Origin of the sequence: Streptomyces ziwulingensis (assembly GCF_039542605.1) — a bacterium.
Taxonomy (GTDB): domain Bacteria; phylum Actinomycetota; class Actinomycetes; order Streptomycetales; family Streptomycetaceae; genus Streptomyces; species Streptomyces ziwulingensis.
In genome coordinates, this window is record NZ_BAABIG010000005.1 from 1 (window position 1) to 25,492 (window position 25,492).

At 69.1% G+C, this 25,492-nt stretch carries 22 protein-coding genes; 12 read left to right on the forward strand and 10 right to left on the reverse strand.

Translation table 11 applies throughout. The features are described from left to right. Positions 1–38 precede the first annotated feature (38 nt). Positions 39–422, reverse strand: coding sequence for a DUF3592 domain-containing protein (locus tag ABEB00_RS01960; protein ID WP_345617028.1), 384 nt, complete (start codon positions 420–422; stop codon positions 39–41). A gap of 65 nt (positions 423–487) precedes the next feature. Between ABEB00_RS01960 and ABEB00_RS01965 the strand changes: the two genes are divergently transcribed. The 12 genes from ABEB00_RS01965 (at position 488) to ABEB00_RS02020 (ending at position 11,793) form a co-directional block, all read left to right on the forward strand. After that, complete coding sequence (locus ABEB00_RS01965; RefSeq protein WP_345617029.1) at positions 488–1,111, forward strand: hypothetical protein; 624 nt, start codon at positions 488–490, stop codon at positions 1,109–1,111. A 34-nt stretch (positions 1,112–1,145) separates the two neighbouring features. Further along, the gene (locus tag ABEB00_RS01970) at positions 1,146–2,336 is read left to right on the forward strand and encodes a phage tail protein (protein ID WP_345617030.1); all 1,191 of its coding nucleotides are present in this window, start codon (positions 1,146–1,148) and stop codon (positions 2,334–2,336) included. Beyond that, complete coding sequence (locus ABEB00_RS01975) at positions 2,333–3,625, forward strand: phage tail tape measure protein (protein WP_345617031.1); 1,293 nt, start codon at positions 2,333–2,335, stop codon at positions 3,623–3,625. Before ABEB00_RS01970 ends, ABEB00_RS01975 begins: the two co-directional genes overlap by 4 nt. Before the next feature lie 141 nt (positions 3,626–3,766). Continuing rightward, on the forward strand, positions 3,767–4,723 hold the full coding sequence (locus ABEB00_RS01980; protein WP_345617032.1) for a phage distal tail protein: 957 nt from the start codon (positions 3,767–3,769) through the stop codon (positions 4,721–4,723). Between the two features lie 90 nt (positions 4,724–4,813). Further along, entirely contained in the window at positions 4,814–6,019 is a 1,206-nt protein-coding gene (locus ABEB00_RS01985; RefSeq protein WP_345617033.1) for a hypothetical protein, read from the forward strand. A gap of 10 nt (positions 6,020–6,029) precedes the next feature. Beyond that, positions 6,030–7,154 (forward strand): hypothetical protein, encoded by a 1,125-nt coding sequence (locus tag ABEB00_RS01990; protein WP_345617034.1) that lies wholly within the window; start codon positions 6,030–6,032, stop codon positions 7,152–7,154. A gap of 3 nt (positions 7,155–7,157) precedes the next feature. Beyond that, positions 7,158–7,892: a hypothetical protein gene (locus ABEB00_RS01995; RefSeq protein ID WP_345617035.1), complete on the forward strand. Its 735-nt coding sequence runs from the start codon at positions 7,158–7,160 to the stop codon at positions 7,890–7,892. A gap of 42 nt (positions 7,893–7,934) precedes the next feature. Continuing rightward, positions 7,935–9,383: a phage tail protein gene (locus tag ABEB00_RS02000; RefSeq protein ID WP_345617036.1), complete on the forward strand. Its 1,449-nt coding sequence runs from the start codon at positions 7,935–7,937 to the stop codon at positions 9,381–9,383. 55 nt (positions 9,384–9,438) lie between these two features. Next, complete coding sequence (locus tag ABEB00_RS02005) at positions 9,439–10,302, forward strand: peptidoglycan-binding protein (protein ID WP_345617037.1); 864 nt, start codon at positions 9,439–9,441, stop codon at positions 10,300–10,302. An 83-nt stretch (positions 10,303–10,385) separates the two neighbouring features. After that, complete coding sequence (locus ABEB00_RS02010) at positions 10,386–11,264, forward strand: peptidoglycan-binding protein (RefSeq protein WP_345617038.1); 879 nt, start codon at positions 10,386–10,388, stop codon at positions 11,262–11,264. Between the two features lie 5 nt (positions 11,265–11,269). Then, positions 11,270–11,518, forward strand: coding sequence for a hypothetical protein (locus ABEB00_RS02015; RefSeq protein WP_345617039.1), 249 nt, complete (start codon positions 11,270–11,272; stop codon positions 11,516–11,518). Then, on the forward strand, positions 11,515–11,793 hold the full coding sequence (locus tag ABEB00_RS02020) for a hypothetical protein (RefSeq protein WP_345617040.1): 279 nt from the start codon (positions 11,515–11,517) through the stop codon (positions 11,791–11,793). Before ABEB00_RS02015 ends, ABEB00_RS02020 begins: the two co-directional genes overlap by 4 nt. Positions 11,794–11,871: 78 nt before the next feature. Here the strand turns inward: ABEB00_RS02020 and ABEB00_RS02025 are convergent, their stop codons facing one another. The 9 genes from ABEB00_RS02025 to nusG form a co-directional block, all read right to left on the reverse strand. Beyond that, positions 11,872–15,771, reverse strand: coding sequence for a DNA-directed RNA polymerase subunit beta' (locus ABEB00_RS02025; protein WP_345617041.1), 3,900 nt, complete (start codon positions 15,769–15,771; stop codon positions 11,872–11,874). Positions 15,772–15,865: 94 nt separating this feature from the next. After that, positions 15,866–19,351, reverse strand: a complete 3,486-nt coding sequence (gene rpoB / locus ABEB00_RS02030; RefSeq protein ID WP_345617042.1) for a DNA-directed RNA polymerase subunit beta — start codon at positions 19,349–19,351, stop codon at positions 15,866–15,868. Positions 19,352–19,900: 549 nt separating this feature from the next. Continuing rightward, on the reverse strand, positions 19,901–20,281 hold the full coding sequence (rplL, locus tag ABEB00_RS02035) for a 50S ribosomal protein L7/L12 (protein ID WP_345617043.1): 381 nt from the start codon (positions 20,279–20,281) through the stop codon (positions 19,901–19,903). Between the two features lie 115 nt (positions 20,282–20,396). Continuing rightward, positions 20,397–20,927 (reverse strand): 50S ribosomal protein L10, encoded by a 531-nt coding sequence (rplJ, locus tag ABEB00_RS02040; protein WP_345617044.1) that lies wholly within the window; start codon positions 20,925–20,927, stop codon positions 20,397–20,399. Positions 20,928–21,226: 299 nt separating this feature from the next. Continuing rightward, positions 21,227–22,075, reverse strand: a complete 849-nt coding sequence (locus ABEB00_RS02045) for an SCO4651 family lipoprotein (protein ID WP_345617045.1) — start codon at positions 22,073–22,075, stop codon at positions 21,227–21,229. 106 nt (positions 22,076–22,181) lie between these two features. Beyond that, entirely contained in the window at positions 22,182–22,973 is a 792-nt protein-coding gene (locus ABEB00_RS02050) for an SCO4651 family lipoprotein (RefSeq protein WP_345617046.1), read from the reverse strand. Between the two features lie 148 nt (positions 22,974–23,121). Then, the gene (gene rplA, locus ABEB00_RS02055; protein ID WP_345617047.1) at positions 23,122–23,847 is read right to left on the reverse strand and encodes a 50S ribosomal protein L1; all 726 of its coding nucleotides are present in this window, start codon (positions 23,845–23,847) and stop codon (positions 23,122–23,124) included. A gap of 83 nt (positions 23,848–23,930) precedes the next feature. Next, the gene (gene rplK, locus ABEB00_RS02060) at positions 23,931–24,365 is read right to left on the reverse strand and encodes a 50S ribosomal protein L11 (RefSeq protein ID WP_018834878.1); all 435 of its coding nucleotides are present in this window, start codon (positions 24,363–24,365) and stop codon (positions 23,931–23,933) included. A 179-nt stretch (positions 24,366–24,544) separates the two neighbouring features. Beyond that, complete coding sequence (nusG, locus tag ABEB00_RS02065) at positions 24,545–25,486, reverse strand: transcription termination/antitermination protein NusG (RefSeq protein ID WP_345617049.1); 942 nt, start codon at positions 25,484–25,486, stop codon at positions 24,545–24,547. Positions 25,487–25,492 lie beyond the last annotated feature (6 nt).

Consider the following 25,492-nt stretch of genomic DNA (forward strand, 5'->3'; position numbering starts at 1 on the left):
ACGAGACACCGTTCGAGGCTGGAAGAAAAAGAACAAGCTCAGAGCACGTACTCCGCCGTCGCCCCTAGCACGAGCAGGATGACGGCAAGCAGAGTCCAGCCCAGCCCGAGTGAAATCCTCCTCTTGCCCTTCCCGTCCTGCCGCTTGGCCAGTCCCTCGTTCCGTCCGTCATACACGAGAGGGACCGCCTCCCCCACCAAGGGGAAGTCCGGGCCGACCGCCAAAACCCAGCGCAACTCACGACCATCGGGCGTGACATAGGTGCAGACCATTCGTTTGGGGTGTGCGGTGTACCCCTCATAGATGTGGTCGACACAGGTAGCCACCACCCACACGGCGTTGCGCCTCATACTTCTTTCCAAATAGTGGATGCGCAACCCAAAAGGCAGCAGAAGCAGGCCGATCCCCAGCAGTGCACTCATACCCGCTTTGTCCCCTCAGTCTTTTCCCGTGTGCCAGCGCAGTATATCCAGAAGGAGGATCAGGTATGTCGGATGACGAGAAAAAGCCGCTCACAGACCAAGTAGCCGACCTGAGGGACCAGCTCGGAACCCTCCAGTCCACACTTAGCAACAAGGCCGAAAAGGCGGACCTTGCCAAAAAGGCGGACAAGGAGGACAAGACAACATTCTTGGGGCTTGATGTAACCCACCTCACTCAGGAATGGAAGTCCTTGGTGGTTGAAGTTGTCGGCCTAAAAGTGGCGATGGATATCATCAAGTTCGAGATTCCCTCAGTTATTAAATTCAACGAAGAAGCCCTGATGAAATGGGCCGGAGTCGAATACAGGCAAATAGGTGGCGAGGCCGGAGTCGTCGAACGCTGGGGACGCGTCCGGACCCGCCAAGGGCCGAATCCGCCCGCCAACGAAACTGACACCCAGCGCACTGCCCGGCTGCAGCGTGAAGCACAGCAGGCACAAACGACTTTCGATCGCACACAGTCCCAGATCACCCAGCTCCAACAACAGTCGCAGACCGCCATGCAGCAGATTCAGAGCAGCGCTACCGGCCTCCGGGAACTGGAGGAACGAGCGCGCGCGGCCGCCGCTGCGGTAGGGGGGAGCGGCGGAGGTGCTGGGGGCGGCGGGGCTGGCGCCGGCAGCGGCTGACAGGACAACACACGCGACCGTTACGGAGGTATGAATGTCCCTCGCAGATTCACTCAGAAGCGCCTCGAACTCCCTACAGGATTTCAAGAGCAAGGCGAACTCGGCGACGTCCGCCGCGAAGTCGCTCGGAAGTGCAGGAAAAACCGGGTCCAGTCAGCTCAAGTCCCTCAAGACGGCCACCCAGGGCGCCGAGAAGGAACTGAAGGACCTCAAGACCGCGTCCGACCGGGCCGAGAAGTCCCTGAGTAAGACCGGAAAGACTGGTTCGAGCGCCGGAAAGAACCTCGGCAAGTACGAGTCCGGGGCGAGCAAGGCGGCCAAGGGCCAGGACAAGATGAACAAGTCGATGAAGGGCAACTTCTTCGGCATGCTCATGGACTTGCTCATGCCGCTCATACAGAAGGTCGTCGAGATGGCGACCCGGTCGAAGGCCATGCAGAACGTCCTCAAGACCGCCTTCGGCGTCATCAAGTCCGTGATCAGCAGCGTCATGAAGGCCATCGGGCCGATTATGAAAAATGCCGCCAAGCTGATCAAGTCGGTCTGGAACGGCATCAAGGCGGCGATCTCGGCGGTCGTCAAGGCCGTCGCCACCGTCATCAAGACCTACGTGGCCATCTGGAAAAAGGTCATCAGCACCGCGCTGAATGCGATCAAGACGGTCGTCTCCAGCGTCTGGAAGGGCATCAAGGCCGTCATCTCCCCAGTCGTCAACTGGGTCAAGTCGGCCATTCCGAACGCCTTCCGCGCCGTCAAGGACAAGCTGTCCAGCATCTGGGGCGGCCTCAAGGGCGTCGCCGGCCGCGCCTTCGACGGCATCAAGAGCGCGGTCAAGGGCCCCCTGAACTCGGTCATCGGCATCATCAACCGCGCGATCGGCGCCCTTAACGGCATCAAGGTCTCGATCCCTGGCTGGGTCCCCGGCGTCGGCGGCAAGACCTTCGGCGTCAGCCTCCCGAAGATCCCCCTGCTCGCCACCGGCGGTGTCGTCATGCCCCGCTCCGGCGGTGTCCCGGCAATCCTCGCCGAGGCCGGCGAGGCGGAGGCCGTCCTGCCGCTGAGCAAGCTCGATCAGCTACTGCGCCGGGCCGCCGCGGGCCGGACATACACCGGGACCGGCGGGGCGGACAGCGCGCTGTACATCGAGCACTACTACGCAGCCGAGACCAGCAGTCCCCGGCGGACCGCCCACGCCCTGGAATTCCTGGCGAAGGCACGCGGATGACGGCCGCAGCCGCCACCGGCCGGACCATGCTCCGCAGTCCGCTCATTGGCGTCTCACCCGCGTTGCGGACGTTCCGTACGCGGCTGTCGCAGAGCGGCGGTTCCCTTCGGACGTTCACCAGCCGGGTGAAGAACGCGGCAGGCGCCATCGGCGGGTTGCGCTCCGCAGCCGGCCAAGAAATCACCGCCCTCGATGCGTTCAAAGCGCACGCCGAGACCGCGACCCGCTCCGTCGCCAAAACCGGACAGACCGCTACCACCGCAGCCTCCAGCCTGAAGTCCATCGGCACCAATGCCAAGAACTCCAAGAAGCCCCTGACCAGAATCCTGTCCGGTCTCAGCGGTGTCATCGCTCTAGTGGCCGGGCTACTCGCCACAGTCGGCGTCCTCGGCAACCTCCTGGGCGCCTTCGGCACCGCCATGACCATCGGCTCCGGCGTCATGCTGGTGATCAACGCGCTCACCCGCGCCAACCCCCTCGGTTTCGTCGCCGGCATCCTCCTCCCCGTCGCCGGCTGGCTGATCGACCTCGCGGTGAACTCCGAGACCGGGCAGCGGCTGATGGAGCAGCTCGCCGGTCTCGTACTGCAGTACGTCGAGGGTTACCTCACTCTCATGACACCGCTGCTCAAGGTCATCGCGAGCGCGGTGAACACCTACGTCACCGCCTACCTCGCCGTGATCACCACCGCGCTCACCGCCATCGGCGCCGTCGTCAGTACCGGCTTCGCCGTACTCAAGGCGCTGACCACGGGCGACACCCAGGCGCTGCGCGGCAAGGTCGTCTCGGTCTGGAACGGCTTCAAGGACCGGATCAAGCCGATCCTGCGGTGGATCACCCAGGACATCCCCGGCAAGTTCGCCCGGATCAAGGAGGCCACCTCGCGCACCCTCGGCGCGATCGGGCAGTTCCTGACGACCGGCGCACAGACCGTCGCCGGCGTGGTCAAGGGCCCGATCCAGGGCCTCATCGCCTTCGCCAACTGGGTCATCGACGGACTCAACGACCTCAGCTTCAGCCTCCTCGGCAAGAAGTTCGGCGTGCACCTGTCGAAGATTCCGCAGCTCGCCGAGGGCGGCGTCGTCCTCCCGGCCGCGGTGCCCGGCGCCTCCAGCGTCCAGCCGCTCTCCTCGCTCGGCCGCTTCCTCCCCGCGCCCTCACGCGCCTCCGCCACCACCGGGCCCGCCTTCTTCGCCGGCCGCCCCGGGGTCCGCGTCTACGAGGAGCGCGAGGGCAGCAGCCCGCAGACCGTCGCGGAGGACCTGCTCTTCCTGCGCCACGCCGCCTGACGCGCTCGCCCGACGCGCCGCTCCACCATCCTCCGGGCTCACCAGCCCCGGCCCCCGCCGCCCACACCGACGGCGGCCGTCGGCGTACCCAGGCCGGCGCGCCCCCGCCCACCAGCAGCCCAAGCGAGGTGACGGCCCACCATGGCCACAACGCTTCCCGTCTCCGCCCCCGCCCCGTCCGCCACCGGCACCGACGAATCCCCCGGCTCCCTCATCACCCACGACGGCCAGATCCAGTGGGGCAACCTGCTCATGGGCACCGGTACGGCGTACCCGGTCGACCGCACCGGCATCACCGGCTGGGACGACCTGCCCGAGCTCGACCTCGGTGACGTGCTCCGCCCCGACCAGCACGGCGCCTGGCCCGGCGACCGCTGGGCGCAGCCCCGTCTCGTCGGCGCCACCGTCTGGCTCGCCCCGCCGGCCGGCACCGACCCGCTCGCCACCGCCTCGGCGTTCCGCGCGGCCACCGGCCCCGACGGCCAGGAACGCTGGCTGGCGGTGCGGCTGCTCGGCGAGACCCTGGCCGTGCGCGCCCGGGTCAGCCGCCGGGTCGTCCCCCAGGACCGCTCCTACGCCCTCCAGGGCGTCGCCAAGGTCAGCCTCCAGTGGACCGCGACCGATCCGCGCCGCTACGCCCCCGCGCTGCACGAGGCGCTCACCGGGCTGCCGGTCGCGGAACCCGGTCTCGTCTGGGAGGACATGGCCGGCTCCGGGCTGGCGTGGCCGCTGGACTGGGGCGGCGCCGGGGCCGCCGGGTCGATCGCCGCGGTGAACGCGGGCGGCGCGTCGGTCCGTCCGGTCGTCGAGTTCCGCGGGCCCGTGCAGCGCCCTTCCCTGACCCGGCTCTCCGACGGCCGCCAGCTCCAGTACGACCTGGCGCTCGGCCCCGGCGACATCCTCACGGTCGACACCGAGGCCGGGACGGTCCTGCTCAACGACACCGCGTCCCGCATCTACACCGCCACCCCCGACTCCTCCCCCGAGCAGTTGTTCAGCCTGGAGCCGGGCACCACCGACCTGGCGTTCCGCTCCGACGACGTCACCCCGTCCGCCGCCGCCTCCGTCACCGTCCGCTGGCGCGACGCCCACTGGTGACCCCACCCGCACCCGCACCCGCACCCGCACCCGCACCCGCACCCGCACCCGCAAAAGCCAAGTCCCGTAAGACCCTGAGGAAGGAATCCCATGCCCCTGCGCAGCGCATGGCTCGTCAACCGCACCGACGCCGAGAACGGCCAGTCCCGCGCCGACACCCGGCTCGCCCCGCTGGGCGCCGTCACCCCGGTCAGCGGGCTGGCCGGCCGCAGCGGACTGATCCCGGGCTCGCCGGACGGCAAGTCGCTGACCTCGGCCCTCTACGTGTTCAGCTCGACCGCCGGGATGACCGCGACGATCGCCCCGGGACGGGCCGTCGTCCAGGGCTCGGAGACCGCCGGGGCGTACCCGGTCGTCCTCACCGACTACACCAGCGTCACCTTCGCCGACGGTGACGCCAACAACGCCCGGACGGACCTGGTCGTCCTGCGGATCTACGACGCGCAGACCGACAACTCCGGCCGCACCGAGGCGGTGCTGGAGATTCTGCAGGGTCCCGCCGACGGCAGCCTCGCGCTCCCGCAGATCCCGGCCCCGTCCCTGCCGCTGGCCAGCGTGCGGGTCCCGGCGGGTTCCTCGGTCGGCACCGGCGGCATCGCCTGGGCCACCGCCGTCACCGACCTGCGCACCACGACCGTCGGCGTGGGCGGCATCCTCCCGCTGTACGGCAACACCGCCGAGCCCGGCGGCTACCCGGGCCAGTACCGGGACGTCAGTACCCAGCTCCAGCGGTGGAACGGCGGCCAGTGGGTGGACTATCCGGCCCAGATCGGCGGTATCGCCCCCACCGGCAGGATCGCCACCGGCTCGTACGTCGGGCAGTACCGGGACAACAACGGCCGGCTGGAGCGCTGGAACGGTACCGCCTGGGTGCTGGCGATGCCGAGTCCGGCGTTCGCGTACGACAACGACGGCGGCTACTGCAAGACGACCACCTGGTCGGAGGCGCTGACCGGGACCACCGGGCCGACGGTCACCGCGACCTTCATCGCGCCGCTCTCCGGGAACGTCCTGGTCACCGTGGGTTTCCAGGGCCAGCCGGGGGTGGAGGGCGGCTGGGGCCGGATGTCCGCAAACATCCGCAAGAGCGGTGTCCTTGTCACCGGCCTGGGCGCCGACGAGACCCGGTCGGCCATCGACACCAACCGCGGCACCCAGTCGGTGACCACCACCTTCCCGGTCACGGGGCTCGCGGCGGGCACGACGTACGCCGCCGTCTCGGCGTACTCGTCCAGCGCGACGACCAACAACCACTGGTTCGACAACCGGTTCATCCGCGTCGACCCGATGCTCTGAGGAGCGCCGCGTGACGAGTTCCCCCCGTACCGCCTACACCCCGCTCACCCCCGTCTACCGGGCCGTCTTCTGCGACCTGCGTACCGATCAGGTGATCGACGTGCTGCCGCTGACGGACACGAAGTTCGACGACTACATCGGCAAGTCCGGCTCGCTGTCGGCCACCGTCCCGCTGCCGAACGCCACGCTGGCCCGCCGGGCCCGCGCGGCGCTGGTGCCCGGCCGGACCGCGGTGTGGCTGGAGCGGGACGGTGACATCTGGTGGGGCGGGGTGCTGTGGACCTGCACCCCGTCCAGTGACGAACGCGGCCGGATGCAGGCCGCGTTCCAGGCCGGCACCTTCGATTCCTACCTCGACCACCGCATCCTCTCCGGGCCCCTGACATACGCCGCGCTGGACCAGTTCGAGATCGCCCGGGAACTCGTGGCACACGCCCAGAAGCAGCCGGGCGGCGACATCGGCATTCAGCTCGGGCACGAGATGTCCGGGGTGGCGCGGGACGCCTCCTACCCCTACTCCTCACTCAGCCGGGTCCGCGAGCTCCTCGATTCGCTCGCCCAGTTGGCGGACGGGTTCGAGTGGCGGGTGTACTGCTACCGGGACGCCGAGGGCCGCCGCACCAAGCGGCTCCAGCTCGGGCACCCGACGATCACGGCGAGTGCGTCGGACATCGTCCTGGACCACCCGGGCCAGATCATCACCTACAGCCTGCCGGCCGACTCGACCGTGCAGGCCGATGTGTGGGTGGCGCGCGGCGACTCGCCCAACAGCGACCAGTCCGAGGAGTCGCAGCCGCTCACCGTGTCCGTCGAGGCGCCCGACGACCTGGCGGAGGGCTGGCCCCGGCTGGAGTCCACCTCGGACCACAGCGGGGTCACCGACGAGGCGACGCTGCGCTCGCTGGCCGAGGCGCAGCTCGCCCAGCAGCGGATGCCCGAGGTCATCCCGGAGATCACCGTCCGGCTCGACGGACGGATCACCCCGGCGCTGCTCGGCGCCGGCATCCGGCTGCGGCTGCGCGACCTGTGGCACCAGGAGACGCAGGACGAGCGGTACCGCGTCGTCGGGATCGCCGTGGAGCCGCCGCAGCGCGGCAAGTCCGAGACGGCCACCCTCTACCTGGAAGGCGTGTGAGCCGTGGCGACCATCCCCACCGACCTCCTCGACCGCATCCGGGCCATCGAGCGCCGCATCCGCGAGCTGATGGCCTCGGCCAACAGCAGCCCGCCGATGAACCAGGTCGGCACCGGTGACATCGTCGTCGGCGACCAGGGCCGCATCCGGGCCAGGACCTCGCTCGGCGACGACCTGTTCGTCGTCGGACGGGTCGATCCGGACCGGGACACCGACGCCGAGCAGTACCAACAGGGGCTCGAACTGCGCCGCGACGACGGTTCGATGGCCCTGTCGCTGATCACCACCGACCCGGTGAACAGCCCCGTCCAGCAGTTGCGGGTGCTCGACCACCAGGGCAACACGCTTCTCGCGACCGACGCGGTCCACGGCGGCCTGGCCCGGCCCTACCTGGCGTTCCCGCTGCCGGTCCCGGTCGACACCGGCCGCTGGGAGTCGACCGGCGCCACCGACTGGACCACGCTGTACGCCGGTCCCGGCATCGCCCAGCACCCGCGCGTCCGGTGCGAGGTCGCCGTCTCCGGCAGCGTCGGCGCCGCCGTACGACTGCTCGTGGACGGCATCCCGGTCGCCGCCGCGCAGACCGTCACCGGCACCGCGACGCTCATCGCCACCTTCACCGGGGACGTCGCCGCCCCCTTCGGCGACACGGTCTCCTTCGAGATCCAGGCCAAGGTCGCGACGGCCGGCGACACCGTCGCCTGCGTCCCGCGGGGGTTGTACGGCGTCCAGTCCTGAGCCTCGTACCGCCACCTCGCTCCACCACCGAACGGAGTCTCCGTGCTGCCCGAATCCATCCCCACCGTCCGGCTCACCGCCCAGTACCTCGCCCTCGACGGCCGTCCCCTCGGCGGCACCGTCGAGTTCGCGCCGCCGTCCCTGCTCACCCACTCCGACGCCGATGTGTTCGTCGGCGGTCCGACGACCGCGGCCCTGGACTCCGACGGCCGCCTCGACGTGACGCTGCCCGCGACCGACGCCGACGGGTGGAACCCGCTGGCCTGGACGTACACGGTCACCGAACGACTCAACGGCCTGTCCCGCAACCGTACTTACCGCATCGCCCTGGCCCAGTCCGTGCCCGAGGTGGACCTCGCGGACCTCGCGCCCGCCGATCCGGCCGGCCCCCAGTACGTGACCGTGCCCGGTCCGCCGGGACCCCAGGGCGAGCCGGGGCCGCAGGGTCCGGCCGGCCCGGTCCGCTCGATCAACGGCCACACCGAGGCCGACATCATCCTGACCGCGTCCGAGGTCGGCGCCCTGGCCACCTCGGCGGCCGGCCAGGCGAGCGGCGTCGCCCAGCTCGACGCCACCGGCAAGGTGCCCCTCGTCCAGCTCCCCGACGGCACCGGCGACGGCGTCACCTCGGTCAACAACATGACCGGCGCGGTCACCCTGGCCGCCACCGACCTCGGGGCGCTCACCCCGGCCGCGGCCGACGCCCGCTACCTGGCGATCGACGGCGCGCCCGTGCTCTCCGTCAACGGCCAGACCGGCACGGTCACGCTGACCGCCTCCGGCCTCGGGGCGGCCCCCGCCGACCAGGCCGTCCTGCTCACCGGCAACCAGACCATCGCGGGCGCCAAGACCTTCGCCACCGTCCCCACCGTCTCCGCCGACCCGGCCACCGCCGACCAACTGGTGCGCCGGTCGTACGTCGACACCCGGGTGCCCTCGGGCATGTGGACGCCGGCGGCGCTGGGCTTCAAGGCGTGGGCCTTCGACCCGGCGGCGTCCTCGTCCTCCATGGCCCAGTACTGCATCAACGGCAACGCCTACCTGATCGGTGTCCCGCTGAGCACGAACGCGACCATCACCCAGGTGGTCTTCTACGTCGACGGTTTCGTCGGCACCGGCCTCGCGGCCACCTCCTTCGCCGGACTCTACGACAGCGCCGGCAAGCGGGTCGGCGTCACCGGCACGCTCGACAAGCTGATCGGCAAGACCGAGGGCGGCACGTTCGCCCTGACGCTGACCACCGCCTACGCCGCCACCGCCGGCTACTACTGGGTCGCGCTGCTGATCAACGGCCCCGACCCGCGGACCAACGGTCCCGGCTTCATGGTCGGCGCGAGCTGGGGCAACCTCCCGGGCGGCAACGCCCGGATGACCGACGGCTTCGTCCGGCACGGCCGCCTCCCCACCACCGGCCTGACCGCACTGCCCGGCACGTTCACCCCGTCCTCGATCGTGGCCGACGCCAACGCCATCTGGGCCGCGGTCGCCTGACCACGTTGCCTCCCCCCACCTCACGCACCTCACTCACCTCACCGAAAGGCCCACCATGGCCGCACCCCTCACCGCCGACACCCTCGTCGCCGCGCTGACCGCCGAGGGCGTGACCGTCGTCGAACACGGCGACTGGCGCACCCACAACCGCAACAGCGCCGGGGCCTGGGGTCCCGTCAACGGCGTGATCGTCCACCACACCGTCACCTCCGGCACCAGCGCCTCCGTCGACCTCTGCTACGACGGCACCACCGACCTGCCCGGCCCGCTCTGCCACGGCGTGATCGACAAGGACGGCACGGTGTACCTGGTCGGCAACGGCCGGGCCAACCACGCCGGACTGGGTGACGCCGGCGTGCTCGCCGCCGTGATCGCCGAGACCGTGCTGCCCGCGCCCGACAGCGACGACGTCGACGGCAACACCCGCTTCTACGGCTTCGAGTGCATAAACCTCGGCGACGGGTCCGACCCGTGGCCCGAGGCCCAACTGGAGGCGCTCGCCCGGGTCTGCGCCGCGGTCTGCCGCCGTCACGGCTGGGGCGCCGCCTCCGTCATCGGCCACCTGGAGTGGACCTTCCGGAAGATCGACCCCACGGGCTTCTCGATGGCGTCGATGCGTACCCGGATCGCCGCCCTGCTCGCCGCCGCGCCGGGCGGGAGCGCCACGCGCTACCAGCCGTTCCCCGGTGACGCCTTCTTCAAGTCCGCCCCCCACTCCACCATCGTCGCCGCGATGGGCGGCCGGCTCGTCGCCGAGGGCTGCTCCGCGTACGCCGACGGCCCCGGCCCGCAGTGGAGCGACGCCGACCGCGCCTCGTACGCCCTGTGGCAGCAGAAGCTCGGCTACACCGGCGCCGACGCCGACGGCTGGCCCGGCGCCACCTCGTGGAACTCCCTCAAGGTCCCGTACACCGCCTGATCCTCGCTTCCCTCCCCGCTTCCGTCTCCGCACCCGCCGCCGTCCCGCCCGGACGGCGGCGGACCCCTGCCCTCGGAGGTCCCATGTCCACCCCCCTGACCGCCCCCGCCCTCGTAGCCGCCCTGCGCGCCGAGGGCGTCGCCGTCTTCGAGCACGCCGGCTGGCGCACCAACAACCGCAACCACAAGGGAAGCTGGGGCCCGGTCAACGGCGTGATGGTCCATCACACCGTCACCTCCGGCACCACCTCCACCGTGAACCTCTGCTTCGACGGCCACTCGGCCCTCCCCGGCCCGCTCTGCCACGGCGTCATCGCCAAGGACGGCACCGTCCACCTCGTCGGCAACGGCCGCGCCAACCACGCGGGCACCGGCGACCCCGACGTGCTGGCCGCCGTCGTCGCCGAACGCGCCGCCCTGCCCGCCCCGGACCGGAGCACGGCCGACGGCAACACCCACTTCTACGGCTTCGAGTGCGTCAACCTCGGCGACGGCCACGACCCGTGGCCCGAGGCCCAGCTCGACGCCGTCGCCCGGGCCTGCGCCGCGCTGTGCCGGGCGCACGACTGGAGCGCCGCCTCCGTCATCGGCCACAAGGAGTGGACCAGCGCCAAGATCGACCCGCGCGGTTTCACCATGGCCGCCCTGCGCGCCCGGGTCGCGAAGCTGCTCGGCGAGCGGCCCGCGCCCGCCGGCCGGCCGCCGAAGTACCAGCCCTTCCCCGGCGCCGCCTGGTTCAGGAAGAAGCCGAAGTCGGCGATCGTCACCGCGATGGGCAAGCGCCTGGTCGCCGCCGGCTGCTCCGCGTACGCCTCCGGGCCCGGCCCGCAGTGGACCGACGCCGACCGCGACAGCTACGCCGAGTGGCAGCGCAAGCTCGGCTACTCCGGCGCGGCAGCCGACGGCTGGCCGGGCGCGACGTCCTGGGCGGCGCTGAAGGTGCCCTACGTCAGCGGGACGTGAGGGCCGTGACCGAGAACACCACCGAGACCACCCGGCGGACCCTGCGCACCGTCGTGCAGACGGCCGTGGCCCTGTGTGTCCTGCTGCCCGCCCTGGTCGACGCCGCCGGACTCCCCCGCAGCCTGCCGTGGGTCGCCGGCGCCCTGGCCGTCGCCGGGGCCGTGACCCGCCTGATGGCGCTGCCCGGCGTACAGGCCCTGCTGCCCGCGTGGCTGCGCACGGACGCGTCCCCCAAGGAGAAGAGCACCACGTGAACGAAGCGCTCCCCACCCACTCCCCGCTCTCCGACCCCGCGGTCGTGGCCGTCGAGCTGGAGCGGCTGCGCGGCACCGTCGAGGCCGGCTTCGCCCGGGTCGACGGGTCCCTCGCCCTCCTCGTCCAGCGCAGCGACCAGACCGACCGCCAGCTCGCCGACCACGAGCAGCGCCTGGACGCCCTCGAACGCTCCCGCTGGCCACTGGCGAGCATCGGCGTCCTGGCCGCCCTGGCGACCTTCATCGTCACCGCGCTGCAGCTCTCCGCGCGCTGAAGCGACGCCGAAGGGCGGCCACCCCGGTGGGGTGACCGCCCTTCAGTGCGTCAGACACACGTACGTCAGACACACGCCTTACTGGTTGTACGGACCGTAGTCGTAGTCCTCCAGCGGAACGGCCTGGCCGGAGCCCGTGCCGAACGGCGAGTAGTCGATGTCGTCGTAGCCGACGGCCGAGTACATCGCGGCCTTGGCCTCCTCGGTCGGCTCGACCCGGATGTTGCGGTAACGGGACAGACCCGTACCGGCCGGGATGAGCTTACCGATGATGACGTTCTCCTTGAGGCCGATCAGGGAGTCGGACTTGGCGTTGATCGCCGCGTCCGTCAGCACCCTGGTCGTCTCCTGGAAGGACGCCGCCGACAGCCACGACTCGGTCGCCAGCGAGGCCTTGGTGATACCCATGAGCTGCGGACGGCCGGAGGCCGGGTGACCGCTCTCCTGCACCACCCGACGGTTCTCGGTCTCGAACTTCGAACGCTCCACCAGCTCGCCGGGCAGCAGCTCGGCGTCGCCCGACTCGATGATCGTCACGCGGCGCAGCATCTGCCGGATGATGATCTCGATGTGCTTGTCGTGGATCGACACGCCCTGCGAGTTGTAGACCTTCTGGACCTCGCCGACCAGGTGGACCTGGACGGCACGCTGACCCAGGATGCGCAGCACGTCGTGCGGGTTGGTGGCACCCACGGTGAGCTTCTGGCCCACCTCGACGCGGTCGCCCTCGCCCACCAGCAGACGGGCACGCTTCGAGATCGGGAACGCCGTCTCGTCGCTGCCGTCGTCCGGGGTGACGACGAGCTTCTTGGTCTTCTCGGTCTCCTCGATCCGCACCCGGCCCGAGGACTCGGAGATCGGGGCGACACCCTTCGGGGTACGGGCCTCGAACAGCTCGACGACACGCGGCAGACCCTGGGTGATGTCGTCACCGGCCACACCACCGGTGTGGAAGGTACGCATCGTGAGCTGGGTACCGGGCTCACCGATGGACTGGGCGGCGATGATGCCGACCGCCTCACCGATGTCGACCAGCTTGCCGGTGGCCAGCGAGCGGCCGTAGCAGAAGGCACAGGTGCCGACCGCGGACTCGCAGGTGAGCACCGAGCGGGTCTTGACGACCTCGACGCCGTGCGCGACCAACTGGTCGATGAGCACGTCACCCAGGTCGACGTTGGCCGGCGCGATGACCTTGCCGTCGACGACGATGTCCTCGGCGAGCATCCGGGCGTACACGCTGGTCTCGACGTCGTCCGTCTTGCGCAGCACGCCGTCGGCGCCGCGCTCGGCGATCGCGAGCTTGAGACCGCGGTCGGTGCCGCAGTCCTCCTCGCGGATGATGACGTCCTGCGAGACGTCCACCAGACGACGGGTGAGGTAACCCGAGTCGGCGGTACGCAGGGCGGTGTCCGCCAGACCCTTACGGGCACCGTGGGTGGAGATGAAGTACTCCAGCACGGACAGGCCCTCACGGAACGACGCCTTGATGGGACGCGGGATCGTCTCGTTCTTGGCGTTCGACACCAGACCACGCATACCGGCGATCTGCCGCATCTGCATCATGTTTCCTCGGGCACCCGAGTCAACCATCATGAAGATGGGGTTCGTCTTGGGGAAGTTCGCGTTCATCGCCTCGGCGACCTCGTTGGTCGCCTTGGTCCAGATCGCGATGAGCTCCTGCGTGCGCTCTTCCTTGGTGATCAGACCGCGCTCGTACTGCTTCTGGACCTTCTCGTCCTGCGCCTCGTACCCCTTGACGATCTCCTTCTTCGCCTCGGGGACGACCACGTCGGAGATGGCCACGGTGACACCGGAGCGCGTGCCCCAGTGGAAGCCGGCCGCCTTCAGGTTGTCGAGCGTCGCCGCCACGATCACCTTGGGGTAGCGCTCGGCGAGGTCGTTGACGATCTCACCGAGCTGCTTCTTGCCCACCGAGTAGTCGACGAACGGGTAGTCCTCGGGCAGCAGCTCGTTGAAGAGCGCGCGGCCCAGGGTGGTCCGCAGCCGGAAGGTGTCGCCGGGCTGCCACTCCGGCTCGCCCTCCTCGCGCACCGGCGGCGTCCAGCCGCGCGGCGGGATGGTGCCCACCGGGAAGCGGATGTCGACCGGCGACTGCAGCGCCAGCTCGCCGGCGTCGAACGCCATGGTGGCCTCGGCGGTCGAGCCGAAGGCACGGCCCTCGCCCTTGGTGTCCCGCATCTCGCCGTCGGTGGTGAGGAAGAACAGACCGAGGACCATGTCCTGGGTCGGCATCGTCACCGGACGGCCGTCGGCGGGCTTCAGGATGTTGTTCGAGGACAGCATCAGGATGCGGGCCTCGGCCTGCGCCTCCGCGGAGAGCGGCAGGTGGACGGCCATCTGGTCACCGTCGAAGTCCGCGTTGAACGCGGTGCAGACGAGCGGGTGGATCTGGATGGCCTTGCCCTCGACGAGCTGCGGCTCGAAGGCCTGGATGCCGAGGCGGTGCAGGGTGGGCGCACGGTTCAGGAGAACCGGGTGCTCCGCGATGACCTCTTCCAGGACGTCGTACACGACCGTGCGGCCGCGCTCGACCATCCGCTTGGCGCTCTTGATGTTCTGCGCGTGGTTCAGGTCGACCAGGCGCTTCATCACGAACGGCTTGAAGAGTTCCAGCGCCATGGCCTTCGGCAGACCGCACTGGTGCAGCTTGAGCTGCGGGCCGACGACGATGACGGAACGCGCCGAGTAGTCGACTCGCTTGCCGAGCAGGTTCTGACGGAAACGACCCTGCTTGCCCTTGAGCATGTCGCTCAGAGACTTCAGCGGGCGGTTGCCGGGACCGGTGACCGGGCGACCACGACGACCGTTGTCGAAGAGGGCGTCCACGGCCTCCTGGAGCATGCGCTTCTCGTTGTTCACGATGATCTCGGGCGCGCCGAGGTCGAGAAGCCGCTTCAGGCGGTTGTTGCGGTTGATGACGCGGCGGTACAGGTCGTTCAGGTCGGAGGTGGCGAAGCGGCCACCGTCGAGCTGCACCATCGGACGCAGGTCCGGCGGGATGACCGGCACGCAGTCCAGCACCATGCCCTTGGGGCTGTTGCTGGTCTGCAGGAACGCGGAGACGACCTTGAGGCGCTTGAGCGCGCGGGTCTTCTTCTGGCCCTTGCCGGTGCGGATGATCTCGCGGAGGCGCTCGGCCTCCTCCTCCAGGTCGAAGGACTCCAGGCGCTTCTGCAGGGCAGCGGCGCCCATCGAGCCGTCGAAGTAGGTGCCGAAGCGGTCGCGCAGCTCGCGGTAGAGCAGCTCGTCGCCCTCCAGGTCCTGGACCTTGAGGTTCTTGAACCGGTTCCACACCTCGTCGAGGCGGTCGATCTCGCGCTGCGCACGGTCGCGGAGCTGCTTCATCTCCCGCTCGGCGCCTTCGCGCACCTTGCGGCGCACATCGGCCTTGGCGCCCTCGGCCTCCAGCTCGGCGAGGTCCGTCTCGAGCTTCTTGGCGCGGGCCTCCAGGTCGGAGTCGCGGCGGTTCTCGACCTGCTGACGCTCGACGGAGACGTGCGCCTCCAGCGAGGGCAGGTCGCGGGTGCGGCGCTCCTCGTCCACGAACGTGATCATGTACGCCGCGAAGTAGATGACCTTCTCGAGGTCCTTCGGGGCGAGGTCGAGCAGGTAGCCCAGGCGCGACGGGACGCCCTTGAAGTACCAGATGTGCGTGACGGGGGCGGCGAGCTCGATGTGGCCCATCCGCTCACGGCGCACCTTGGCGCGGGTGACCTCGACGCCGCAGCGCTCGCAGATGATGCCCTTGAAGCGGACGCGCTTGTACTTGCCGCAGTAGCACTCCCAGTCCCGGGTCGGACCGAAGATCTTCTCGCAGAAGAGCCCGTCCTTTTCCGGCTTGAGGGTGCGGTAGTTGATGGTCTCGGGCTTCTTGACCTCGCCGTGGCTCCACTGACGGATGTCGTCAGCGGTGGCCAGGCCGATCCGGAGCTCATCGAAGAAGTTGACGTCGAGCACTATGCGTCAATCCCTCTCAGGGTTGTAAGTCATGGGGTCTGATACGGGGGTCCTGGGGCCGGCCGGGCTCATGACGAGCCCGGCCGGATCCCCGTCAGACCTCTTCGACGCTGCTCGGCTCACGCCGGGACAGGTCGATGCCAAGCTCCTCCGCAGCGCGGAAGACGTCCTCGTCGGTGTCGCGCATCTCGATGGACATGCCGTCCGAGGACAGCACCTCCACGTTGAGGCACAGGGACTGCATCTCCTTGATGAGCACCTTGAAGGACTCGGGGATGCCGGGCTCGGGAATGTTCTCGCCCTTGACGATGGCCTCGTAGACCTTCACACGGCCGGTGACGTCGTCGGACTTGATGGTCAGCAGTTCCTGGAGGGCGTACGCGGCGCCATAAGCCTCCAGCGCCCACACCTCCATCTCACCGAAGCGCTGGCCACCGAACTGGGCCTTACCACCCAGCGGCTGCTGGGTGATCATCGAGTACGGACCGGTCGACCGGGCGTGCAGCTTGTCGTCGACCAGGTGGTGGAGCTTCAGGATGTACATGTAGCCGACCGAGATCGGCTCCGGGAACGGCTCACCGCTGCGGCCGTCGAACATCCGCGCCTTGCCGGTGGGGAGCACCATGCGCTCGCCGTCCCGGTTGGGGATGGTGTGCTGGAGCAGACCGGCCAGCTCGTCCTCGCGCGCGCCGTCGAAGACGGGGGTGGCGACGTTGGTGCCGGGCTCGACGTTGTCGGCGCCGATCACCTGGAGGCGCTGGGCCCAGTCCTCCGCGAGGCCGGAGACGTCCCAGCCGCGGCTGGCGAGCCAGCCGAGGTGGATCTCCAGGACCTGTCCCGGGTTCATTCGGGACGGGACACCCAGCGGGTTGAGGATGATGTCGACCGGCGTGCCGTCCTCCAGGAACGGCATGTCCTCGATCGGGTTGATCTTGGAGATGACGCCCTTGTTGCCGTGCCGGCCGGCGAGCTTGTCACCGTCGGTGATCTTGCGCTTCTGCGCCACGTACACGCGCACGAGCTGGTTGACACCGGGGGGCAGCTCGTCGCCCTCCTCGCGGTCGAAGACGCGGACGCCGATGACCTTGCCGATCTCGCCGTGCGGGACCTTCAGCGAGGTGTCGCGGACCTCGCGGGCCTTCTCACCGAAGATCGCGCGCAGCAGGCGCTCCTCGGGCGTCAGCTCGGTCTCACCCTTGGGCGTGACCTTGCCGACGAGGATGTCGCCGGCGACGACCTCGGCACCGATGCGGATGATGCCGCGCTCGTCGAGGTCGGCGAGGACCTCCTCGGAGACGTTCGGGATGTCCCGGGTGATCTCCTCCGGGCCGAGCTTGGTGTCACGGGCGTCGACCTCGTGCTCCTCGATGTGGATCGAGGAGAGGACGTCGTCCTGCACGAGGCGCTGCGACAGGATGATCGCGTCCTCGTAGTTGTGACCCTCCCACGGCATGAACGCGACCAGCAGGTTCTTGCCGAGCGCCATCTCGCCGTTCTGCGTGGCGGGACCGTCGGCGAGGACCTGGCCGGTGATGATCCGGTCGCCCTCGTTGACGATGACCTTCTGGTTGACCGAGGTGCCCTGGTTGGAGCGCGAGAACTTCGCCAGGCGGTACGTGATGTACGTGCCGTCGTCGTTGGTGGTGGTGATGTAGTCCGCGGAGACCTCCTGGACCACACCGTCCTTCTCGGCCCGGACCACGTCACCGGCGTCGACCGCGGAGCGGTACTCCATGCCGGTGCCGACCAGCGGCGCCTCGCTCTTGATGAGCGGGACGGCCTGGCGCATCATGTTCGCGCCCATGAGGGCGCGGTTGGCGTCGTCGTGCTCCAGGAACGGGATCATGGCGGTCGCGACCGACACCATCTGGCGCGGCGAGACGTCCATGTAGTCCACGTCGTCACCGGCGACGTAGTCGACCTCGCCGCCGCGGCGGCGGACCAGCACGCGGTTCTCGGAGAAGCGCATGTCCTCGTTGAGCGTGGCGTTGGCCTGCGCGATGACGAAGCGGTCCTCCTCGTCGGCGGTCAGGTAGTCGACGTCGTCGGTGACCTGGCCCTCGACGACCTTGCGGTACGGCGTCTCGACGAAGCCGAACGCGTTGACCCGGCCGTAGGAGGCGAGCGAGCCGATCAGACCGATGTTCGGGCCTTCGGGCGTCTCGATCGGGCACATGCGGCCGTAGTGCGAGGGGTGCACGTCACGGACCTCGAAGCCGGCCCGCTCACGGGAGAGACCACCCGGGCCGAGCGCCGACAGGCGGCGCTTGTGGGTGAGACCCGACAGCGGGTTGTTCTGGTCCATGAACTGCGAGAGCTGGCTGGTGCCGAAGAACTCCTTGATGGAGGCGACGACCGGCCGGATGTTGATCAGGGTCTGCGGCGTGATCGCCTCGACGTCCTGGGTCGTCATCCGCTCCCGGACGACTCGCTCCATCCGCGCCAGGCCGGTACGGACCTGGTTCTGGATGAGCTCGCCGACGCTGCGCAGGCGACGGTTGCCGAAGTGGTCGATGTCGTCGGTCTCGACGACGATCGTCTGGCCGTTGTCGGCGCCCGTCTCGGTCTCACCGGCGTGCAGCTTCACCAGGTACTTGATCGTCGAGATGACGTCCTCGACGGTCAGGATGCCCGCGTCCAGCGGAGCGTCCGCACCCAGCTTCTTGTTGACCTTGTAGCGGCCGACCTTGGCGAGGTCGTAGCGCTTGGGGTTGAAGTAGAGGTTCTCGAGCAGCGTCTGCGCGGCCTCACGGGTGGGCGGCTCGCCCGGACGCAGCTTGCGGTAGATGTCGAGCAGCGCGTCGTCCTGGCCCTGGGTGTGGTCCTTCTCCAGGGTGGCGCGCATCGACTCGTACTCGCCGAACTCCTCGAGGATCCGCTCGGTCGTCCAGCCGAGCGCCTTGAGCAGGACGGTCACGGACTGCTTGCGCTTGCGGTCGATGCGGACACCGACCATGTCGCGCTTGTCGATCTCCATCTCCAGCCAGGCACCCCGGGAGGGGATGATCTTGGCGGAGAAGATGTCCTTGTCGGACGTCTTGTCGATGGACGAGTCGAAGTAGACGCCCGGGGACCGGACGAGCTGCGACACCACGACACGCTCGGTGCCGTTGATGACGAAGGTGCCCTTGTTGGTCATGAGCGGGAAGTCGCCCATGAAGACCGTCTGGGACTTGATCTCGCCGGTCTCGTTGTTGGTGAACTCGGCCGTGACGAAGAGCGGGGCGGCGAACGTGAAGTCGCGCTCCTTGCACTCGTCGATGGAGTTCTTCGGCGGCTCGAAACGGTGGTCGCGGAAGGTCAGCGACATCGACCCGGAGAAGTCCTCGATCGGAGAGATCTCCTCGAAGATCTCCTCCAGACCGGACTTGGTGGGGACGTCCTGACCGGACTCCAGGGCCTCCTCGACGCGAGCCTTCCACGCGTCGTTGCCGAGCAGCCAGTCGAAGCTCTCGGTTTGCAGCGCGAGAAGGTTCGGAACCTCGAGGGGCTCCTTGATCTTTGCAAAAGAGATGCGCAGCGGGGCAGTGCTGGCGGCGTTGTTCGTATTCGCGGTCGAGGCGTTGCGCGAGGCGGCCAAGAGGGGGTCCTTCCGAGGGCTCGGACTCACTACGCGCGTACCGGTCCCTCTCTCACGCACAGAGAAAGGAGTCCCAGCCCGGGGACGGTCCGATCATCGGTGCTCAAGTGAGGGCATGCCCCTGGTGACGGGCAGGGAGCAGCTAACAGGCAGCGCAAAGGGTCAGTGTAGCCACTTGGCCCACTGATGTCCAGTCCCGCTCTACGGAGCGCCTCACTACCCTCACTGTTCTCAACGTCTGCGGCATACCTGCCCTGAACGCACGGTGATACTGCCCTCTTCGTCGCCGATCCATGCCTCGGAACCCGGATCGTTGTGACGACGCGTCCTGAGAATTGCGCGCTGCGTGCGGTTCGTCAAGGCCCCCCTCGCCCGAACCGCGGGGCTCGAAGACACGACGAAGATCACCATACCCCGCCCCCTCACGGCAGCCCGGTAACCGTGGCCCGGCCCCCGGGAACGCCGAAGAGCGACCACCCAGATGGATGATCGCTCTTCGGTGCGCAGGCGTTACAGCCCTCTTCGGGCCGTTCGGCGAGCGCGAGGGTGTTACTTGACCTCGACGGAGGCGCCGGCGCCCTTGAGGGACTCGGCGGCCTTCTCGGCGGCGTCCTTGGCGACCTTCTCGAGGACGGGCTTCGGGGCGCCGTCCACGAGGTCCTTGGCCTCCTTGAGACCCAGCGAGGTCAGCTCACGCACGACCTTGATGACCTGGATCTTCTTCTCGCCGGCACCGGTGAGGATGACGTCGAACTCGTCCTGCTCCTCCGGGGCGTCGGCGACGGCGGCCGGGCCGGCCGGCGCGGCGGCGACGGCCGCGGCGGCGGTGACGTCGAACTTCTCCTCGAACGCCTTCACGAACCCGGAGAGCTCGATGAGGGTCATGTCCTCGAACTGGGCGAGCAGGTCGTCCTGGCTGAGCTTCGCCATGATGGCGGTCCTTCCACTAATTCGGCAGGTGCCGGGTGTACTGGGTGAGGCGGGCGTACGTCGGGCCCGCTGTGGCCTTTCGCCTCAGGCGGCTAGGGCCGGAAAGCGAGCCGAATTACTCGGCACCGCCCTGCTCGTCCTGCTTGGCACGGAGCGCGTCCACGGTGCGGACGAGCTTCGAGGGAAGCGCCTGGAAGAGCTGCGCAGTCTGCGTCTGCTTGCCCTTGAAGGCGCCCGCCAGCTTGGCGAGCAGAACCTCGCGGGACTCGAGGTCCGCGAGCTTCTTGATCTCGTCGGCGGTCAGCGCCTTGCCGTCAAGGACACCGCCCTTGATGACGAGGTTGGGGTTGTCCTTGGCGAAGTCGCGCAGACCCTTCGCCGACACCACCGGGTCACCGGTGATGAAGGCGACAGCCGTCGGACCATTGAAATGGTCGTCCAGCGTCGTGATCCCGGCCTCGTTGGCCGCGATCTTGGTCAGCGTGTTCTTCACCACGGCGTACTGGGCGTTCTCACCGAGCGACCGGCGCAGCGTCTTGAGCTGCGCCACGGTGAGACCGCGGTACTCGGTCAGCACAGCGGCGTTCGAGTTGCGGAACTGGTCCGTCAGCTCGGCAACCGCAGCAGCCTTGTCGGGCCTCGCCATAGAGTTTCGGCCTCCTTCCGGGTGATTCGGACCGCGCGGACCCGAAGGAGGACTGGGGAAAACGAAACGCCCCGGCGCAGGCGCACGGGGCGTAGCTCGACCGGAGATCCGGGAGCCTGTCCACTGACACCTGCGCGGGTCGTCCGCTGTTCAGCGGATCCTTCGGCCACCGCGTCCTCTTCCGAGGACACGGCAACGACCAGCGGTCTTTGGCTTCTTCCAGAGAGTACGGGAACGGGACGACGGCAAGCAAATCCGCCCGTTCGGGGAGCGCGGGGGCGCGGGGGCGGCGGGCCGCCTCAGCTCTGCGAGGCCTCTTCCATCATCTCGGCGAGGTCCATCGTGTCCTTGGCCGGCGGCGCGGTGACCCGCACGGGCTCGTTGTAGCCGAGGAAGGTGACGGTGAGGTCGAGCTTGCCCTTGTCGGCGTCGCCCTTCATACGGAACTGCTTGGCGTGGTCGTCGCCGTCGACCCACATGTCCATCGCCAGCTTGTCAATGCCCATCTTCTCGTACTGGGCGACGCTCTTCTCGCGCTGCTCACGCGTCGCCTTGTCCTCGCCCTTCAGGGACGCGCGCACCTGGTCGAGGGTGACCGTGCCCTTGTAGTGGGTGGTCTCCACACCGTCGACGGTCTCGGTGCCGACCTTCCGCACGTCCTTGGCGCCGGTGAGGAAGGTGGACTCGGCGGCCGGGTTCTTGTCGGCCTGGGAGGTCGAGCCGAGCTGGTTGACCTCCTCGCCCCCGCCCATCGCGGCCAGGTCGAACTTCATCCAGCTCTTGCCGTCCATCTCCTTGGCCGCCTCGGCTCCTCCGCCGAGGTACATGGCCTTGTCGACGAGCCGGATCTCCGCGGCCGCGTCGGCGCCCTGGTCCAGCGCCTTCATCTTCATGCTCATCGCCACCTCGGGCTTGAGCTGCAACTGCGCCTCGGCCTGGACGCGGCCCTCCTCCGGGACGCTGCCCTTCATGCGGTAGCTCAGGGAGGTGAGTGCCTCGGAGCTCTTCGCCGCCTTGGCCACGGCCGCGGCCGGCGTCATCTCGGGCGACTCCTGCCCGGAGTCACCCCCGGAACACCCCACGGCTCCGGCGGCGAGCAGCAGAGCGGACACACCGGCACCGGCCGCCTTGTACGCGGACTTCTTCACAGGTTCCCCCCACGGGACGTATGGCTGTTACACAGACAACAGCGAGAACGTGAGGGTATAGCAAAAAGTTTCGAGTCCGAACTTCTGTCCCCGCTCCACTCTCCGCTCACCCACCGCTGCCCGGCCCGCCCAGCAGTTCCGTGAAGTCGGCGGTGTCGTCGGCCGGGGGCCGTTCGGCGGAGGTGCGGACGCCGTAGTCGCGGTAGTGGGCGGTCTGGGTGAGCGGTTGCGCTGCCGTACCGCCCTTCTCCACCTTCTTCACCAGCAGATCGCGGTCGTCGACCCAGATGTCGACGGTCGGGGTGCCGGGGCCGTCCACCGTGCCGGACCAGTGCGTCGTGCGCCGCCCGCGGAGCGTCCGCACGCCGACCTTGCGCACGTCCTCGCTCCGCAGCAGCCGCCGCACGGTCCGGTGCGGGGTGCTGGAGCGCATCTGGTCGGCGAATCCGGCGCCCGCGTCCCCGTCGAGGCGTTCCAGGTCCGCGTAGCCGTACTTGATCCAGTGCCGGCCGCCGGCCCGGTCGGCGAAGCCGTCGCCCATCCGCGCGTAGTAGGCGTCGGGCAGGTAGCGGGCCTGCATGGACGTGGTGCCGAGGTCGCGCAGGGTCTCGGCGCTGGTGCCGCCGGTGTAGGTGATGGTCAGGGTGCCGGTGACGCCGTCGCGCCAGCCGAGGGCGCCGGCCGCCTCGATGGACAGCTCGCCGCCGATCACCGTCGTGGACTCCACCCGCGCCGAGCCCGCCCGCCCGACGGCCCGCTCCACCGCCCGCAGCGCCTGGACCTCCGGCGCCGGACCGGCGCCGGAGCCGGTGCTCCCGGCATCGGTGCAGGCGGTGGCGGTGGCGGACAGCACCAGCGCCACGGCCACCGACACGCCCCCAAGGACCCTGCGCCTCATGTCCCACCCCTCCCGGCCGGCTCTCGTGCCCGCACGGTAACCCGGCGCCCCCGCGCCCGTACCGGGAAAGCCGCTACCGGAAAAGGGGAACGGGCCCCGCACCTTCGCAGGTGCGGGGCCCGTGACCGAGCTGGGCGAGCGTCGAGGCTCAGACCGCGGCCGGGTCCTCCTCGACGAGGAGGTTGCGGGTGCGGTTGGAGTCGAGCGGGATGCCGGGGCCCATCGTGGTGCTGAGCGCGGCCTTCTTGATGTAGCGGCCCTTGGCGGCGGACGGCTTCAGACGGAGGATCTCCTCCAGCGCCGCGCCGTAGTTCTCCACCAGCTTGGTGTCGTCGAACGACGTCTTGCCGATGATGAAGTGCAGGTTCGAGTGCTTGTCGACGCGGAACTCGATCTTGCCGCCCTTGATCTCGGTCACGGCCTTGACCACGTCCGGGGTCACGGTGCCGGTCTTCGGGTTCGGCATCAGACCACGCGGGCCGAGGACGCGGCCGAGGCGGCCGACCTTGCCCATGAGGTCCGGGGTGGCGACGACGGCGTCGAAGTCCAGACGGCCCTTCGACACCTCGTCGATCAGCTCGTCGGCGCCGACGATGTCGGCGCCCGCGGCACGCGCGGCCTCGGCACGGTCACCGGTCGCGAAGACCAGGACCCGGGCGGTCTTGCCGGTGCCGTGCGGGAGGTTCACGGTGCCACGGACCATCTGGTCGGCCTTGCGCGGGTCGACACCCAGGCGGAAGGCGACCTCGACGGTGCCGTCGAACTTGCTGGTGGAGGTCTCCTTGGCGAGGCGGACGGCCTCGAGCGGGGCGTAGAGCTTGTCCCGGTCGATCTTGGCGTCCGCAGCGCGGAGAGACTTGCTGCGCTTGCTCACTACTGCTCCTGTGGATGATGAGGAGTCGTGGTCCGGGCCGAGCAGGCCCCGCCACTACTACTGCTGGATTACGGGGGTGGAGGTCAGCCCTCGACCGTGACGCCCATGGAACGGGCGGTGCCGGCGATGATCTTCTCGGCGGCGTCCAGGTCGTTGGCGTTGAGGTCGGCCATCTTGGTCGTGGCGATCTCACGGACCTGGTCGCGCGTGATCTTCGCGACCTTGGTCTTGTGCGGCTCGCCGGAGCCCTTCTCCACACCCGCGGCCTTGAGGATCATCTTGGCGGCCGGCGGGGTCTTGGTGATGAAGGTGAAGGAGCGGTCCTCGTAGACCGTGATCTCCACCGGGATGACCCAGCCACGCTGCGACTCGGTCGCGGCGTTGTACGCCTTGCAGAACTCCATGATGTTCACGCCGTGCTGACCCAGCGCGGGGCCGACCGGCGGGGCCGGGTTCGCGGCACCGGCCTGGATCTGGAGCTTGATGAGCCCCGTGACCTTCTTCTTCTTGGGAGGCATAGCTCTCCGGGTCCTTTCGATTCGGGTCCTGCCCGGGTACCGGTGCGAACCGGAACTCAGGCATACCGCACAACGATAGCGGGTATAGATGCGCGGCCAAAAACCGAGCAGGTCAGACGCCCGCTCACGCGGGGGCCTGACCTGCTCGGACGCTGTGGTCCAGCGGAACCTGTGACGGACTAGTTCTTCTGGATCTGGTCGAAGCTCAGCTCGACCGGGGTCTCGCGGCCGAAGATCTCGACGAGGCCCTTGACCTTCTTCGAGTCGGCGTTGATCTCGTTGATCGTGGCCTGGAGCGTGGCGAAGGGGCCGTCGGTGACGGTGACCGAGTCGCCGACCTCGAAGTCCAGCACCTGGACCTCGACCTTGCGCTGCGGGACCGGCTTGCCCTCGGCCTCGGCGGCCTCGCGGGCGGCCTTCTCCTCGGCCTCGGGGGCGAGCATCTTGACGATCTCGTCCAGCGTCAGCGGGTACGGGTCGTAGGCGTTGCCCACGAAGCCGGTGACGCCGGGGGTGTTGCGGACGACACCCCAGGACTCGTTGGTCAGGTCCATGCGGACGAGGACGTAACCGGGAAGCTTGTTCTGCCGGATCGTCTTGCGGTCGCCGTTCTTGATCTGGACGACCTCTTCCTGCGGCACCTCGGCCTGGAAGATGTAGTCCTCGACGTTGAGCGAGACGGCGCGCTGCTCCAGGTTGGTCTTCACGCGGTTCTCGTAACCCGCGTAGGTGTGGATCACGTACCACTCGCCGGGCAGGGCGCGCAGTTCCTGGCGGAGCTTCTCGACCGGGTCGATGTAGGGCTCGTCCTCGGCTTCGGCTTCGTCCTGCGCCTCGTCGGCGGCGGACTCGGCGGCGTCACCGGATTCGGCGGCCTCCTCGTCCTGGACGGCTTCGCCGGACTCCGCGGCTTCGACGGACTTGGCGGACTCCGCGGCTTCGACGTCCGCGTCGGACTCGGCCTCGACGTCGTCGGCGGTCTCGTCGGCGGCGGCCTCGGCAGCTTCGGCCTCGGGAGAGGCGCTGGTGTCCTCGTCGTCCGCGCCGCCCTCGACGGCATCGAGCTCGTCCTCGACGGACTCGACCGGCTCTAGGGCGTCGTTCACGTTCGGGTCAGACACGGTGGC

Coding starts and splice junctions, on each gene's coding strand:
- ABEB00_RS01975 (WP_345617031.1), top strand. CDS start 2,333: ATGACGGCCGCAGCCGCCACCGGCCGGACCATGCTCCGCAGTCCGCTC.
- ABEB00_RS01965 (WP_345617029.1), top strand. CDS start 488: ATGTCGGATGACGAGAAAAAGCCGCTCACAGACCAAGTAGCCGACCTG.
- rplK (WP_018834878.1), bottom strand. CDS start 24,365: ATGCCTCCCAAGAAGAAGAAGGTCACGGGGCTCATCAAGCTCCAGATC.
- ABEB00_RS01985 (WP_345617033.1), top strand. CDS start 4,814: ATGCCCCTGCGCAGCGCATGGCTCGTCAACCGCACCGACGCCGAGAAC.
- ABEB00_RS02010 (WP_345617038.1), top strand. CDS start 10,386: ATGTCCACCCCCCTGACCGCCCCCGCCCTCGTAGCCGCCCTGCGCGCC.
- ABEB00_RS02050 (WP_345617046.1), bottom strand. CDS start 22,973: ATGAGGCGCAGGGTCCTTGGGGGCGTGTCGGTGGCCGTGGCGCTGGTG.
- rplL (WP_345617043.1), bottom strand. CDS start 20,281: ATGGCGAAGCTCAGCCAGGACGACCTGCTCGCCCAGTTCGAGGACATG.
- ABEB00_RS02005 (WP_345617037.1), top strand. CDS start 9,439: ATGGCCGCACCCCTCACCGCCGACACCCTCGTCGCCGCGCTGACCGCC.
- rplJ (WP_345617044.1), bottom strand. CDS start 20,927: ATGGCGAGGCCCGACAAGGCTGCTGCGGTTGCCGAGCTGACGGACCAG.
- ABEB00_RS01970 (WP_345617030.1), top strand. CDS start 1,146: ATGTCCCTCGCAGATTCACTCAGAAGCGCCTCGAACTCCCTACAGGAT.
- ABEB00_RS01960 (WP_345617028.1), bottom strand. CDS start 422: ATGAGTGCACTGCTGGGGATCGGCCTGCTTCTGCTGCCTTTTGGGTTG.
- ABEB00_RS01980 (WP_345617032.1), top strand. CDS start 3,767: ATGGCCACAACGCTTCCCGTCTCCGCCCCCGCCCCGTCCGCCACCGGC.